At 46.6% G+C, this 15,427-nt stretch carries 13 protein-coding genes; 4 read left to right on the forward strand and 9 right to left on the reverse strand.

Annotation, left to right across the window (positions count from 1 at the left end; translation table 11 throughout):
• Positions 1–110: 110 nt before the first annotated feature.
• A complete protein-coding gene (locus tag IQ270_RS21145; protein WP_006632525.1) occupies positions 111–254 on the forward strand; it encodes a chlorophyll a/b-binding protein in 144 nt (47 codons plus the stop codon).
• A gap of 272 nt (positions 255–526) precedes the next feature.
• Here the strand turns inward: IQ270_RS21145 and IQ270_RS21150 are convergent, their stop codons facing one another.
• The 5 genes from IQ270_RS21150 to IQ270_RS21170 form a co-directional block, all read right to left on the reverse strand.
• On the reverse strand, positions 527–739 hold the full coding sequence (locus tag IQ270_RS21150; protein ID WP_193975181.1) for a hypothetical protein: 213 nt from the start codon (positions 737–739) through the stop codon (positions 527–529).
• Positions 740–840: 101 nt separating this feature from the next.
• The gene (locus tag IQ270_RS21155) at positions 841–1,059 is read right to left on the reverse strand and encodes a hypothetical protein (RefSeq protein ID WP_193975182.1); all 219 of its coding nucleotides are present in this window, start codon (positions 1,057–1,059) and stop codon (positions 841–843) included.
• A gap of 201 nt (positions 1,060–1,260) precedes the next feature.
• Complete coding sequence (locus tag IQ270_RS21160; protein WP_193975183.1) at positions 1,261–1,653, reverse strand: response regulator; 393 nt, start codon at positions 1,651–1,653, stop codon at positions 1,261–1,263.
• Between the two features lie 493 nt (positions 1,654–2,146).
• Positions 2,147–4,660, reverse strand: coding sequence for a PAS domain S-box protein (locus IQ270_RS21165; RefSeq protein WP_193975184.1), 2,514 nt, complete (start codon positions 4,658–4,660; stop codon positions 2,147–2,149).
• Between the two features lie 349 nt (positions 4,661–5,009).
• Positions 5,010–7,310, reverse strand: a complete 2,301-nt coding sequence (locus IQ270_RS21170) for a glycoside hydrolase (RefSeq protein WP_193975185.1) — start codon at positions 7,308–7,310, stop codon at positions 5,010–5,012.
• 112 nt (positions 7,311–7,422) lie between these two features.
• Here IQ270_RS21170 and IQ270_RS21175 point away from each other — a divergent pair, with 112 nt between their 5' ends.
• Together IQ270_RS21175 and IQ270_RS21180 are read left to right on the forward strand one after the other, a co-directional pair.
• Positions 7,423–7,560, forward strand: a complete 138-nt coding sequence (locus tag IQ270_RS21175) for a hypothetical protein (protein WP_193975186.1) — start codon at positions 7,423–7,425, stop codon at positions 7,558–7,560.
• A gap of 101 nt (positions 7,561–7,661) precedes the next feature.
• Positions 7,662–9,011, forward strand: a complete 1,350-nt coding sequence (locus IQ270_RS21180) for an oligosaccharide flippase family protein (RefSeq protein ID WP_193975187.1) — start codon at positions 7,662–7,664, stop codon at positions 9,009–9,011.
• A 202-nt stretch (positions 9,012–9,213) separates the two neighbouring features.
• Here the strand turns inward: IQ270_RS21180 and IQ270_RS21185 are convergent, their stop codons facing one another.
• The 3 genes from IQ270_RS21185 to IQ270_RS21195 form a co-directional block, all read right to left on the reverse strand.
• A complete protein-coding gene (locus IQ270_RS21185; protein WP_193975188.1) occupies positions 9,214–10,137 on the reverse strand; it encodes a hypothetical protein in 924 nt (307 codons plus the stop codon).
• Between the two features lie 587 nt (positions 10,138–10,724).
• Complete coding sequence (locus IQ270_RS21190) at positions 10,725–10,964, reverse strand: NifU family protein (RefSeq protein ID WP_193975189.1); 240 nt, start codon at positions 10,962–10,964, stop codon at positions 10,725–10,727.
• Between the two features lie 277 nt (positions 10,965–11,241).
• On the reverse strand, positions 11,242–11,892 hold the full coding sequence (locus tag IQ270_RS21195) for a DUF3386 domain-containing protein (RefSeq protein WP_193975190.1): 651 nt from the start codon (positions 11,890–11,892) through the stop codon (positions 11,242–11,244).
• Positions 11,893–12,202: 310 nt separating this feature from the next.
• On the opposite strand from IQ270_RS21195, the gene IQ270_RS21200 reads away from it, so the two are divergent.
• A complete protein-coding gene (locus IQ270_RS21200) occupies positions 12,203–13,744 on the forward strand; it encodes a PAS domain S-box protein (RefSeq protein ID WP_228056564.1) in 1,542 nt (513 codons plus the stop codon).
• A gap of 506 nt (positions 13,745–14,250) precedes the next feature.
• Here IQ270_RS21200 and IQ270_RS21205 read toward each other — a convergent pair.
• The gene (locus IQ270_RS21205) at positions 14,251–15,066 is read right to left on the reverse strand and encodes a histidine kinase dimerization/phospho-acceptor domain-containing protein (protein WP_193975191.1); all 816 of its coding nucleotides are present in this window, start codon (positions 15,064–15,066) and stop codon (positions 14,251–14,253) included.
• Between the last annotated feature and the right edge of the window lie 361 nt (positions 15,067–15,427).

A 15,427-nucleotide genomic window follows, 5' to 3' on the forward strand; every position in this document is an offset into this window, starting at 1 on the left:
TCCCCCTTATCTCCCCCATTTGAAAACTCAATGTAAAAATATGTTGCAATGTTTCTACTGTTGTGTTAATTTTAGTTACATAAGGTTGAAATTAAACGAGGTTTATGGTCATGGAAAACAAAGACGCAAAACTAGGCTTTACTGAGTTTGCTGAAACCTGGAACGGCCGTTTGGCAATGCTGGGCTTCGTTATCGGCCTCGCTACCGAATTTCTCACCGGTCAAGGCATTCTCTCTCAAATCGGTTTGATGTAATCAGCTTAACTGCACGCAATAGCTGTAATTCAGGCTGACGATCGACTCCTTTACTGCGATCGCCCGCCAGCTAATAATATCAGTTCCCCAAAAGAATGCAACTGATGAGACCCGCGAACCCAACCCTAGTTGTCATCAGCCATTTCAAATCTCAAATGTCAAAGCCCCTTCACTCACAGTCAAGGGGCTTTGGCATTTTTATTAAAAAAATCAAAAGATTGCACAATCCAACATCTTTCTCTATATTTATCGCCCGACAAACTCCAGCTTTCCTAAGCAATTCCTACCGAATCCAAAATCCTCAACTTAGGAGTCAAAGCAGGAAGCTTAACCAAACCGTCGCGTTTGTGAGTCCGCAGGCTGTTACTTAAAATCATTTCCGACAGATCCGGCATTTCTTGCCAGCAGTGGGAGCAAAACCAGTAAACGCGATTGTGGCGAGCGTGGCGGAGGAGTGTAGATGAACAACAAGGGCAACTATTCATGATATTTTAAACCTTTTTTAAGATACCGAGCGATAACCAATTGATTGCAGAGATTGACGAGTGCAGGCTGATATTAAATTCATACACAACAACAAAAAATTTCACTCACAACTTTGAGTGTTTCCCAAGTACCACTTTTGAAGCCCCAGCAGCAACACCACAATCACAAGCTGAACCATCCAAGGGGCCAAATAAAAACCCCAAATAAAACAACCCAGTCCGGCCAAAGCCACAAGCACAAAAATATCTTGAGAGTTTTGCCAGTAAATCCAGACTGCCGCCAGAGAAACTATCAGTAGCAAAATGTAAGCTGAGGGCATAGTCGTCTTCTCCAAAGGTGTCTGCCAACAGTCAGGATCGATCCCCGACTATGTGTTTAAATTAAAACGAAAAACTGAAGAACTTATGAAGATGAGCAAATTGTTACAAAAAGCAAAATACTCCTGCCAGTTTTTATTTTTCCGAGCAGCCAGCAGGAGCAATGTGTTTTGAAAGTTACAAATTCAATGCGGGCGATCGAGCTATTCTAGATCCCAACCCAAAGCTTGAGCCACCATAGCCGCCAAAAACATCGGTTCAAAAGGCTTAGGAATCACGCTCACCACCCCCAAATCCGCAAACATCCGCCTGTCGCTAGCAAGAGCCTTAGCCGTCAATAAAATTACCGGAATGTGCTGCGTAGCACGATTAGCTTGTAACTGTTGAAAAGTAGTAGGCCCGTCTTGATCCGGCATCATCACGTCCAAAAGAATAGCATCAGGCTGTTCGGCAAGAGCCTTAGCCACACCCTCGCGGCCCGAACTCGCCGTCAAAACCTCCCAGCCCCCCACCACCTCAAGACTGACTTGAGCCACTTCCCTAATATCTTCGGCATCGTCAATTACCAAGATGCGCTTGGAATTCAAAATTAACATCTTTTTTAACAATCAGAACTTATTCTCAGATTAAAGGGGAAATGTGAATGTTTGGTAAAGCAAACTGTTTTGCCCGATCGAACTTTACACTAAATTTTTTAAACAGTAAAATCTACCTACCCAAAAAATCGGCTTTTTGACCTCAAATCCCGATTTGAACCCGTTCCGGCCCATCTATCCTCGCAAAAATGACAACTCCGGACGCACTGCAACCACCAAATAAACCGGTTTTTTTAAGTAAAACTTTGCGGGCCTTAGCTGTAATATCAATTCCGCTTGCACCGTCAGGTGACTGTTGACTACTGACTGTTGACGGGCGGGTCGAAAAACTGAATGGTTGAGTGTTAACTGTTGACTCGATTTTATGATGCCGATGCAGCCGGCATTAGCTGTAATATCGTGTCCGGTCAATTGACAGAAATAAGATTGGATTGCGCGTGCTGCAAGTAAATCTAAAATCTCAAATCTCAAATCGAATACTTTCTGCCTTCCCTTAATTTTGCCTCTCCCGAATAACTGGCAGACTTAAGAAAAAAGTGCTGCCCTCCCCCAAAACACTCTCCACCCAAATCCTGCCCCCGTGCTGCTGCACGATACTGCGACAAATAGCCAGCCCCAAACCAGTACCTCCTTTCTGGCGAGAATCAGAACCATCAACCTGTTGAAAGCGTTCAAAGACCATCTCTAGCTTGTCTGCTGGAATGCCCCGCCCTTGGTCTTTCACCGCAATCACAATGATCGACGAACTCACTGACAAGTGCGGATTTGCCGCAGCATCAGGAGACGGCGGCGACTTCAACTCAGCTTTTTCTGCCAAATCCCGATCGTGCATCAGCTCGCCGCTCAGCCAAACCGTAGCCCCTGACGGAGAAAATTTTATAGCATTGCTGAGCAAATTTGTCAAGGCTTGAATTAGCCGATCGGGAACAGCCCGCAACTGCGTCTCCACAGGTCTCACGGACAGAGTAACTCCCGCCTGCTGAGCCATTCCCTGCATCTCGTCAGCCGCCTGCAACATCAGCTCGGCGACATTGCAAGTTTGTTTGACGGCAGTGCTGTAGCTCGACTCCATCCGCTCTAAATCGAGAATGTCGTTGATCAAGCGCACCAAGCGGTCAGTATTCGTGACAGCAATCTCCAGCATCCGCTTGGCTTTGTGGGGGTGAGCATCAAGCAAGCCGCTGTTGATCAAAGCCAGAGCCCCGTGAATCGAGGTCATCGGCGTCCGCAGTTCGTGGCTGACAACGGAGATGAATTCATCTTTCATGCGCTCGACGGCAAGCCGATCGGTGATATCTTTAAAATTCACCACAGCTCCAATAATTTCGCCTTGTTCTCGCATCGGAGCGACAACGTACTCCACCGGAAAACTGCTGCCGTCAACACGCCAAAAAACTTCATCATTAACGCGCCGAACCTCTCCGTCTGCTAAGGTCTCTAAAATTTGAGAACTTACCCGCAACGGCAATTTTTCCGTCGGCGCGGTGGCGGTGTCGGCGACAAATTCAGAACCGGAATTGATGTCTGTTGCAGGCGACAGTTGCTCGATCGCCTGCAGACATTTTTCGGGAGAACGGTGTAAGCTTTCATACAGCGGTCGATCGATCAGCTCCTTCGATTCGCAGCCAGCCATTCTCACCGCAGCCGGATTGACAAAAGTTATGTTTCCCTGTTTGTTCAACCCGCAAATTCCTTCTCCTGCAGAAAACAAAATCATTTCTGTCTGGTGGCGAAGTTGTTCCAGGGCTTTTTCAACTCGCTTGCTGTCGGTGATGTCGCGAGCGATTGTCGAAACTCCCGTAACCACTCCTGTGGCGTCTTTAATCGGAGAAATCGTCAGGGACACATCTATATGATCGCCGTTTTTGTGCAAGTGTACGGTTTCGTAATGGTCGATAGTGGTTCCAGCCCGAATATTTTCCAGAATTTGGGACATTTCTTTGGGGCGTTCGGGTATTGCTAAAATCTCGATCGACTGCCCCTTGACTTCAGTCGCACAGTACCCGTAAATCTTTTGGGCTCCTGCGTTCCAGCTCTGAATTGTCCCGGTGAGGGTTTTGCCGACGATGCCGTCGTCAGAAGACTCGACAATAGACGCTAAACGGACGAGTTGATCTCTAGCTTGCTTGTATTCGGTGATGTCGCGGCCCAAAATCACGATACTTTTGCGTTTGCCGTCAGGGTGAAATACGGGTACTTTAATCACATCGTAGATTTTCACACTACCGTTCGATCGGGGAATCACTTCTTCACCCCTAGAAAGGGTACCTTTTTCCCACGCTACTCGATCGCTCACCTCGCACGCCTGTAAGGCCTCGCGGTAAAACGGGCTGAGTTTTGCTAGCTGAGAATCTGTCAGCCCGCGGTATTTATCTGCACAGAAGTCGAACACTTCCAATATCGCTTGATTTGCCTCCTGCCACCTGCCTTCGCCATCTTTGAAACAGACAATATCTGGCATGGCATTCATCAGCAACTCGAGATAGGAGTTTTCTTGCAGTGCAGCTTCTAGCAGGGCCCGCTTTTCGCTTGCCTGTTGCAGCTTTTCGAGTAAAAAACTTTCACTAAAAGCGCGCTGTTTAATTACTTCCTGAAGTCTTTGGAGTTCTAGCGACTGCCGCCTGCGGGCCAACAAATTCTCCACCCGCAAGTGCAGTTGGGCGGCATCTGCGGGAGTTGTGATTAAATCGTCAATTCTGCGATCGAGTTGTTGTGTCGGCAGCGATAAAAGTGGCTTACAAAGAGCAGGCTTTTCGGATTTGCCCAGGAGCAAAAACGGTAAAAATATCGGCTCGGTGGCATTTTTTAACGCTTCTATCACCGGGCCGATGCGCTCTAAATTGGCTTCGTCCACAATGCACAAGTCAAAAGCGATTTGGGAAATGTGAATTTCTAAGTTGGCTTGGCAAGCGGGATCGGGTACGATCACCTCATGCTGGGTTTTGAGGTGCGCGATCGGCAAATGTTGTTGGTGGTGCTGATCGACCAATAGCAAAATGCGGCTCATTAGTTTGATTTATTTCCCAATAACTAACGATCTGATGCCCGGTAAATTTACCGATGATTAAGGCTTGCAGTCACGAAGGCAAGTCCTCCATTTTTGGAGAACTTCAGTCCTCACTACAAACCATTTTTCTTGAATGTTTGTAGTGAGGACTTCAGTCCTGTATTTTTGGAGAACTGAAGTCCTGACTGCCAACCATTTTTCTTGAATGTTTGTAGTGAGGAATGCAATTCCTCTGTTTTTGGAGGACTGAAGTCCTGACTACAAACCATTTTTATAACTGTCGTTCGATCGGACATCACATGACAACAGTCAACAGTCAACCGTCAACAGTCAACCGTCAACTGACTTCTTACGGCATTCCGATCGCAATCAAAGAATCGAACGGCATACAACTACAATAACGCTCCCCTTCCGATAAAACCGCAATCAGCCTCATTTGCCAGTCTGGCATAATTTGCAAATCCGCCCAGGGCACTGCTACCTCCAAACATTTATCCAGTCCCACTTGCGTCCGGCTGATGCGGGGATGCCACTCGTCGCCCTCTCCAGCTTCCTGAAACCAAATCGATTTCGTCAGCAAATTAATCTCTAACTGATGGTGGAATCGATAGTTTAGCGGTGCTGCGTCGGGCAAACCTGACAGCCGGATCGGACTATTGTGAATTGTGCGATCGGGATAAAACCAGAACAAGTTTAACTGCGGCGGGCAATCAATACCAGGCTGCACCCCGGCTTTGAAGTCGGCGCGGAGGTAAAAATTCAAGTGATCCACTCCGTACCAAAGCCGCTGAATTGCCGAACTCCGGTGCATCGTACCCCTTGCTCCCCCAACTTCAATCCGGCCGGCTTTGTCCCAATCCTGTTCGTTGCCGATACCGTCGATAATCGGGTGAATAAAGCTCAGCGGCTGGTGGTCGCCTTGAACCTCGTGGGCCTCTACTTGCAGCAGCACGGACGGGGGTACAGGCTCGCCGAGAGCTTCGTAAATTGCTGCTACGTGTTCGCGGAACAGCCGATCGAACATGGCATCTTGATTAGATGTGTGGCCTTCGCCAAACCACCAGAACCAGTCGGAACCTTCCGCCGCATACAGCGCTTCCCAAGCTTCTGGATTGCTTTCTTCCGTAGCCTCTGGATGGTTCGCCAGCATTTGTCTCGCCTCCCCCAGCAAGTCCCAAGCGCGATTTTTTGCCGGATCCCCGATCCAAGTTGTGAGAGAACCGTCTACCCAAGAACCGGTGTGCAGTTGGGCGGCCTGAATTGTTTCTGTGGCTGGGAATTTGTCGAGAAATTCCGAAACAGTGACTAATTTGATATCTGGATTGTCGCTGAGAGTTTGATAAAGTGATTCCAAGAAGGGTTTGCCGTCTTCGTGATAGAATTCCCAGCAATTTTCGCCGTCAAGGGCGATCGTCACCAACCACGGATTTTCTAAAGCTGTTTCGCCGCTTGACTGTCGGTGTTTGAGAGTTCTGCCGATCGCCTCCAAGTGTCCCACCAAATCAGACGCTGCTTTTTTCGGTTCCATAGAACTATAAGTAAACCCGATCAAATCCGACAATCTGTGGTCTCGAAATACTATAGCCAAATCGCCATCAGAAGTTTCTAAACGGTAAGGGCGATATAACAATTCCGGTTCACAAACATTCCCCGCCCCATCGCGGTGAAAAAACTGTTTAATTGTCCACCCCAATACCGCCTCATCCGACACAATCCATTTAAACCCTTGTTTAGCAATGTAGGGCAAAATTTCCGGGCTAACTGCCTGTTCCGACGGCCACAAACCGCGCGGTTCGCAATCAAACCTATCTTGATACATCTCCCACGATTTTCTCAAGTGTCTGGGAATATCTTCTGCCCACTCAAACCGATGTTTAGGCAGCGTCATGTTAGGAATAGCTACGCGCCCGCAGTTGGTGTCTGCAAGCAGCGGTAAAATCGGGTGCGTGTAGGGGGTTGTGGAAACTTCCAACTGTCCCTGGGCTTGCATTTTACGGTGCTGGGGAATAATTCGGGCAAGTATTTCTTTTTGTTTTGAATAGATATTTTTTCGGTCTGCCAAACGAAAATTTTGTCCTTGTTGCAGCCACCCGGCAATCTCGGGGTCGTCCCAAAACAGCGGATCGATCCAAGCTAAATTGTGCCACGCCAGCAAATCCCCAAAATCCTGCACAGTCCAGTTTTCCAAGCACCAATGAATGCCTTTTTCCTGCCGCTGAGTGTAGAGTTGAGCGTACCGGGGATGCGGCTGAATCAAAGTGTGGTAGTTGGCGTCAAAGAAGTGTTCTAAAACGAATTCTTTTTCTTCGATGGTTAAATCCTCGGCTTTCTTGAGAGTTACCGCCAAGTAAGGGTCTAACGCTCTGTCTGCGATGCAGTCTTCTATCTGCAAAATTAAGGACGGAACCAGGTTTACTGTTTGATGCAGTTTCGGATATTTTGCCAAAATCAGCACTAAATCCAAGTAGTCTTTAACTCCATGCAGGCGCACCCAAGGCAGTCGGTATTGACCTTGGATGTCAAGGTTTCTGGACTGCAAGATCGGCGAGTTCGATCGGGAACTGGTCTCTGGCTCAGCCGCAGATGCCCTCGATTTATACAAAGGCTGGTGCTGGTGCCAAATAAAGGCGACGTAGAGAGGGTGTGACATTCGTAATGAGTAATTATTATTGAGGTAGTTACCCGCTGTGCAACTTTTAGATAAATTCGACTCTGTTGTCTAATATAAAGTTGATGATGTTTTTGTTAAGTAGAGTGTAACTATGTTATCTAAGATAGACACATTTATGGCACGGGGAGTTGCCGACTCAGATTGTGCCGCTGCACAGATCGGCCAATTAGCAGTGCTGTTGAGGTCTAAAATCGAGAAGTCTCGCAATCAAGGACTCAACAATAGATAGGCGAGCGTTTTTTGGGTCAGCAGGTGAGCTGCTAAAAGCAACTCATACCAAAACGTCACTCAAAATCCCGCTCTTTCGGTTTCCCTTACGCCAAATTTATTATGTCATCAGTTAAACAGCTTGCTGTCCGAGGGGCAGTGTGGACTATCGCTAGCTATGGGCTCAGTCAGGTGCTGCGGTTAGGCAGTAACCTGATCCTGACTCGCCTGCTAGTACCGGAAATGTTTGGTCTGATCAGTCTCGTCTACGTGTTCATCACGGCTCTGCACCTGTTCTCAGACGTCGGTATCGGTACTAGCCTCATCCAGAACAAGCGCGGGGAAGAGCCAGATTTTCTCAACACAGCCTGGACTTTGCAGGTATGTCGCGGCGTGCTTCTTTGGTTCTGTACGCTTTTGCTGGCCTGGCCAGTTGCCCAGTTATACCAACAGCCTCAGTTCCTCTGGTTAATTCCTGTGGTGGGTTTGGGGACGGTGATCTCCGGGTTTAACTCGACTTCAGTGTTCACGCTCAACCGGAATATGGCTTTTCGCAAACTAGCAATTTTTGAGTTGTCGGGACAGGCGATCGGGATTGTGGTAATGATTGGTTGGGCTTGGTTCAGTCCGACCATCTGGGCGATATTGATGGGTTCCTTTGCGTCACAAATTCTGCAATTAATCTGGAGCCATTATTGGAATTCTGGTTCGCCTAACCGCTTCATCTTGAATCAAGAGATAGTTAGAGAAATTCTGTCTTTTGGAAAGTGGATATTTGTTTCAACGGCTTTAACATTTTTTGCTGAGCAAGCCGATCGGCTGATTCTGGGAAAATTACTGACATTGGATGTGTTGGGCATTTACGGCGTTGCTCTCACGCTTGCTGACATACCGCGCTCTATCACTTTAGCCCTGAGTGGCAAGGTGATGTTTCCGGCTATTACCAAGTTGGTAGACCAGCCTCGCGAGATATTTCGCGCTAAAATCCTCAAAAATCGCCAACCGATCCTGACCGCCTTCGCGGCTGGCTTAGCACTGTTGGTTAGCTTTGGGGATGTGGCGATTAAGATATTGTATGACGATAGGTATATTCAGGCTGCTTGGATGTTGCCGATCCTAGCTCTTGGCATTTGGCCTCGGGTACTCTGCAATACTGGCATTGAGTCAGCTCTATTTGCGCTCGGGAAAATTCAATATCCAGCTTTCGGCCAATTCTTGCGGTTTCTTTGGACTGCGATTGGATTATGGGTGGGATTTTATACCGCAGGATTGCTAGGAGCGATCGTCGCAGTTGCCCTGAATGACCTTGGCTTCTATGCTGCAATTAGCTACGGTCTTTGGCGCGAAGGAGTGAATTGTCTGGTGCAAGACCTTCAAGCTACAGTTCTGCTTTTGATGTTAATTACATCTGTGCTGGCAGCTCGGTACTTTTTGGGGTTTGGTCTGCCTATCGATTTACTGCTGCAAAAATAATCCTAAAATTGACCCCTCCTCCCACTTCCTGAATGACCAAGATTAAGAGGAGATCAGCCCTGTCCTTCTAGGACTGTTTTTTCTTGAGTATCAGGTTCCTAATTAACTTTTTAAGTAGGGCTTACTGAATAAGTGCAAAAAGGTTACCTGTCTCAATTTAGCCCCTGCAAGGGCAGGCAAAATGCCTGCCCCACCAACAAAATTATTTTTGAAGAGCTAGCCTTTGTTTAAACTGCCGCCAGTAAGAGCCTACTGGTGATTTTCCGAACATAATCCGCAATTTTTTCATAATTCCCATCTGCGACTGTCCATAATAAAGTGCCTGAGCTGGAATCCTTTCCGCATCAGAAAAACCCACATTGATAAAGCGTTCAATTCCTTCTCGCTTCAGGTATTTTTGACGAGTCTTCTGCAAGCGATCTTCGTGAGTATTTGTATGAAATACCGTCCAGTTCGGATCTTCTGCCTTACATAAGCTGTATTCCTTGTGGCGTTCTACGTACTGCTCGAAAGCGAGTTCAAATAAATATCTGTCCTGATTAGTCCCCTTAGCTGGATTCTCACCTTTGAAGCCAGACATAATAAAATCACCTGCAAATTCATGGGTTGCCGCCATAAATTTACTCCGCTTCATCAGAGCAAAATTCAGACTGCACTTGTCGCTAAAGTACCACCCTGGCCAGGCGTCGTGGTGCTTCGATGGCAGATTGAATGAACCGCTAACAGAGAAAACGTCATCGCGTTCGAGATAGCCAATGGCTTCCTCTAACCAACCATCGTGGCCCTTTCGGTAGGGCAAGGTATCAACGTGGAAAAATAGCAAGTAAGGTTTACTCGCGATCGCCCCCGATGTATATTCTTTTATATAACCAGACTCCATCCCCCCATGATTATCTTCGTGATTAGACTGGATTACCTGCAATTTGTCAATCAAACCTTCTTCAAACAATTGCCAGTATACCCTTTGAGTTTTGAGATCGCTGCCACAATCTACAACGACAACTTCACCAGGTTTACCCCCTAAAAACTGAAACCAATCTTGGAGAATGTCAGCAAATACTAAAGCATCCCCAAAGTTGGATGTCACCATTGAAATTTGGTCGAGGGTGTTCGGTTGCGGAATCATAAGCAAATGCCTCACACTATATAAAAAGCAGAAATGATTTGAAAGTTTAGCATAAAAATTAGCAATTTTTATGCTTCCTCCTAGGTAACCTGGCAACATTAATTACATAAAGACTCTTGACTAAGCAAGGCTTGCAGGCCAGATTTTGGTATCCACTCAATAAATCGGGGTAAATCGCGAGGGTGACGAGCCTCTTTCCGGGAGCAAAATCCTTCCCAATAGGTTAGTATACCCCGATATATTGAGCGGATACGCGGTTGCTATACTATATAACGACCATAAGAGGGAGCTCATGCCAACAACGTACCTCCTCTTTCTGATCAAGGCTATACCAGCATAGAGTGCTTTGACATCTCCCTCGCCTGAAAAGGCAAGGGGATTAGTAAGACCATAATCGTAGTCTTAAAGCTGTGGACAATTCGCCTCTACACGCTCAAAAACAACTACCAGTACAAGAGGTATTGCAATTACGCTTACTTTTATCTTGTTTTGCTTTCCTTCGGCGGTTGAAACAGCAGCAGAGTACCTCTCCGTGTCTGTAGCCCAGGGCTTCTGTCTCGTTCTTTGGTGAATTACTCTGTACCAAGCTACATTACCTGTTCGACTTCGGAGATTTCTGGGATGGCTTCGCGCAGGCGGCGTTCAATACCCATTCTCAGAGTCATTGTGGAACTCGGACAAGAACCGCAAGCTCCTTGCAGTCTCAAGTGTACTACCGGGCCGTCGATTTCTACGAGTTCGACGTTGCCGCCGTCGGAGATCAGGTAGGGGCGCATTTCATCGAGAACTGTTTCGACGTTATCTCTGGTTAGTGCTAGTGTCGTCATATTTTGCCTCTGTGATAATTTCTGGATGTTGGGTTTGTTCGATTTGACTCAAGGACAGCATTCTCTACCGCGCGAGATTTAAGAAATCGGGTTTCTTGAAAAAAGACTTGTACGCTCAGATGAGCTGGCTCCCGGAAACCCGATTTTTGTCATGCTGATGCTCGATCTCAATTTTATTTCTAGATCGATCGTAGCGTTACTTGCTGCCCAATCATGTTGATTGTGATAAGTTAACCAAAAAACCCGTTTTATTTAAGAAATCGGGTTTTCGAGCGCGCTACACTACGGCTGGTTCTAGCAGTTTGACGTTGGAATAGTTAAATTCGGTTGTTGTCAGTTGACCTTTTTCTTTCGATCGTACTACTTGCTTGGTCATCACATAATAGTCGCCTATTTTGTCAAAGGTATCTTCAAATTCCAGTTCCCTGATGATTTCGTCGGTTTGGGGGTTGCGGAAAACCGCATCGTAGTGACTCGCCAAAGAACCTTCGGGTGTCTCTAAGCTTTGGTGCGTGTCAATTACGAAAGCCATCCGGCCCATCACCCGGCTGACTTGACAAATTGACAGACCTCGGATTTTATAATTCGAGCCCATTGAGTCGCCTTGGACTAAAATATCTACAGCCTCAGTGCTATCTTTCTCGCCCAGGGTGAAGCTATTTTTGCCGTGAGATTGTTCAAATGATGAGCGCTTGCGGTGGGTAACAATGTCCCGCATTTGTGTGTAAACGCTTTGCTTTACTTCCTCATCTGCAATGCCGCTGACTTCCACGCTCATGTCGGGTTTGATGGAAACATGACCCGTATATACTTCCTCGCCCTGTTTGAGTTCAATATCGGCACTGTAACCGGGAAAATTGGCATCCCAGGTATAGCGGTGTTCGTAAGCAGCGCGAAACAAATCGCGGGCGTTGGCTTGCTCTGTCATAAATCCCTCTTTCTCTTGACACCCATCTAGTTTAGCCTAACCGCTCGATCGCCTCGCATTCACCAGATATGCGGGTTCCCGACTGTAGCACGATCGCTGCTTGAGATTGCTTGCTGCTGAGCTGGTAACCCTATCGCCACAACAATCTACTTTCTGTATCGATTGCTATGATCTGAAAATAAACTCACAAAATACCTGGTTGTTGAGATCGCGGTAGATCGCGATACACCAATCTTAGTTATGCGTCAGCTTGAAAAAAAATTAGTTTGATTGAGAGAAGTTACACCTGTAGCAACTATTAGATTACCCCATGAATAAAATGCTAGAAACAGTTTACAAAAAGTTAGAAATGCTGCAATTACAAGCTAGCGAATTGCCACCTCTGCAACAGGTAAAAATCAAAACCACTGTGGAAGATATATCAAATTGTTTGCAAGCAATGGCAGCAAATAACCTTTTGGAAAGCGCGAAAAATAACGCGACAAAACTGGTGGAAACAGAAAAATCCAATCGCCTTTTGGAACGCACGGTCGCGCAGCAATCCTCGCAAATCAGACAGCTACAAGAGCAGTTGGACAAAGAAATTAGCCAGCGCCGCCGGGATAATCAAGCATTAACTAAAAGCGAAGCAAAACTGCAATCTGTACTCCGCAATTCTCCAGATATGATTAGTATTATCGGCTCCGACGGGGGAGTCCGATACCACAGCGCTGCGCTAGAGCGGGTTTTGGGTTACAACCCAGAAGCAAGAACTGGTAAGTTTCACGGCGAGTTAATCCATCCAGACGATTTGCTGGCTTGGCAGGCGTATTTTGGCAAGTTGTTAGAAAAGCCGGGAATTGCCGGACCGATCGAATATCGCAAACGCCACGCTAACGGTTCTTGGATCTGGGTGGATGTGATAGCTAACAGTTTGATTTACGATTCTAGCGTGCAGGGAATTATAATGAACTCGCGAGAAATCGGAGAACGCAAGCAAGCAGAAACCGCACTGCGGGAGTCGGAATCGCACTACATAGTTATGTCGAAAATTACTTCAGATTTTGCCTATTCTTTTAAGGCACTTCCAGACGGCAAGTTTGCCTGCGAGTGGGTGACAGAGGCTTTTGAACGCTCCACGGGCAGGGTTGCTGAAGAATTAGAGTCCTTTGGTTGGTGGAACTCCGAACTGGTTCATCCCGATGACAGGGAAATGTTAATTAAACAATTAGAAGGCTTTACTCTCAGCCGCACGGGAGCCAACGAGTACCGCATTATTAATCAAAAAGGTGAGGTGCGCTGGGTGCGCGATTGCTGGCAAGCGGTTTGGGACAAAACTGAAGGACGGGTTGTCCGTTTGTGGGGCGCTTGTCAGGAAATTACCGATCGCAAGCAACTAGAATTGAAACTGCAACTCGCGAACGAATTTATGATAGCGCAGGTGGCATCAGCGCCGCTAGCGATTAATTGTACCGGCAATGACGGCCGCACTCTTGTCTGGAACCGCGCTGCCGAAGATTTTTTTGGCTGGACTGCGGCTGAGGTTTTGGGGCAACCTTTAGGGAATATTCTTAAAGGACAAAAGCAGGATTTTTCCACGCTGGTGAAGTCTGCGGGTATCAGCCAACTGCAAAACGGTTTGGAAGTGTCTTTGTTGAAAAAAGACGGTAGTTCGATCGATGTTTGGGTTTGGGTGGCACCGATACAAAATGCTGGCGGCGAAACACTCGGCAGCATCAACATATTTTCTGACATTTCAGAGCGCAAGCGGATACAGGAGGAACGCCAAAAACTAACAGCGCTCAAAAATATGAAAGAACCTTTTTGGGCGCGCTATGTCAGCCCTCCAGAAACCCAGAAAAAAAATGGCTAGTTTTAATTGCATTCAGCATCACTTAAAAACATTAAAACTGCGAAACAGCAATCTTCTGCTGACCTGGCATCTCCGGTAAAATAATCGTTATAGGTTTGATATTTCGATATCCAAGTCCTGATCAAATGAGAGAAGATTTGGATTGATCTCCATCGAACCTATTAGATTTTGGTCTGGCGATCGCAAATAATATGATAAATACGGCGGCTCTCCTGAGTTTGTGGTGATCAACAAACCGCATATCCTTACTCCAAGGGCATCACAGAATCGCGAACAGTTGTGCTTGATACCGTATGCACCATAAACCTAGGAGAGCCATAAATACACCCGGATGTTACATTTAGTAGTTGTGTGTCGCGGTAGAAAACCCTAATGATATACAAATAATTTAGTAACCAGCCACCGATTTTATTGAGGGAATCTATAGATGCAAGTGTCAGCTACTCGAAGCTGAATACTTGTCTGTACGGTAAATAGTCTTCTTTTTTAAATGTGCGATCGAATCTTTACTGATGCCGAGATTCTTCCTTGCTCCTGAGATCCGCTAACTCTGAGTGAGTCTGGCAACCTTCGCTTACCTGAATGTAATCTAAGATATTGGAAATTACCTTAGAAAGGTGGATAGCCGAGCGGTGAGCTTCTTGGATAAAATCTCTCTCCTCTGTCGCATCTTCAGCTTGATCGTCTATAGTTAGTTGAAGATAGCCGATGATGTGATTTAGGGGAGTGCGGAGCTCGTGGGAAGCACTCAACAAAAATTGCTTTTTGAGCTTGGATATTTCTTGTGTTCGCTCGCTGCTCTCTTGGTAGAGGGTGGCGAGGGCGGTGGCGCTTCCTACTTGATCGGCAAGTTCTTGTGCGAATTCGATCTGGTCTTGAGTCCAAGAAGGTCGATCGGCATTACCACCATTCCTCGACCATTCGTCCTCGCACCGATGCAAGCTAATTATACCGTTAGGTTGCTCTTGATAAGCCGTAGCCACCACCAGCACTGACTTCCGCTCAAAAGGATCGTCAGCTTTAAAGGACTCTATTACCACCGGTTCGAGGCTGGCTAGAGCTTCAATGAGATCAGGTGCCGATGTCAACGAGATTTCCATTCCCAACATTGGTAGAAATGGTTCTTGACAGTATTCAGCAGCTACTTTGAGTTGCTCGCTAGAACTTGGATAGGGACAAATGATGCAACGGCTGACGCCTAGTGTTTGTCCCACACTGTTAACTGTTTGCTGCCAAATGGCATGGAGATCCAAGGTTCGACGAATCTTTCTACCAATTTGGAGTAAAAGTTTTTGCGATTGAGCTGATATTTGCTGATTCATAGCAACCCTTTTTTTACCAGACTGACAAAAGTTTTCCACTGGCCCAACAGAGTATGAATTTAATGAATTTGCCCGCCGCCGGCTGTCCGACTTAGGACATACGTAATTACACTCAAATTTTCCCACAGGCAGTCAAAGATTTTTACGTACTTTTAGTATCTTTACAATATCTTTATGATTCTCATATATAATTTTAAATGTCAAGTATTCTTAATTATCCTTTACATTAGGGGATGGGAAGCTCGATCGGTGCTATGAGTTGACATTAAGTTTTTGTAAAGTTGGCGATTTGTGGTGGGGTTTGGGGGTCTGAACCATCAGGGAACTAATCTATATGGACTGTTATCGCTACCCATCACGG

Origin of the sequence: Microcoleus sp. LEGE 07076, assembly GCF_015207455.1 — a bacterium.
In the GTDB taxonomy this organism is placed as follows: Bacteria; Cyanobacteriota; Cyanobacteriia; order Cyanobacteriales; family Microcoleaceae; genus Microcoleus.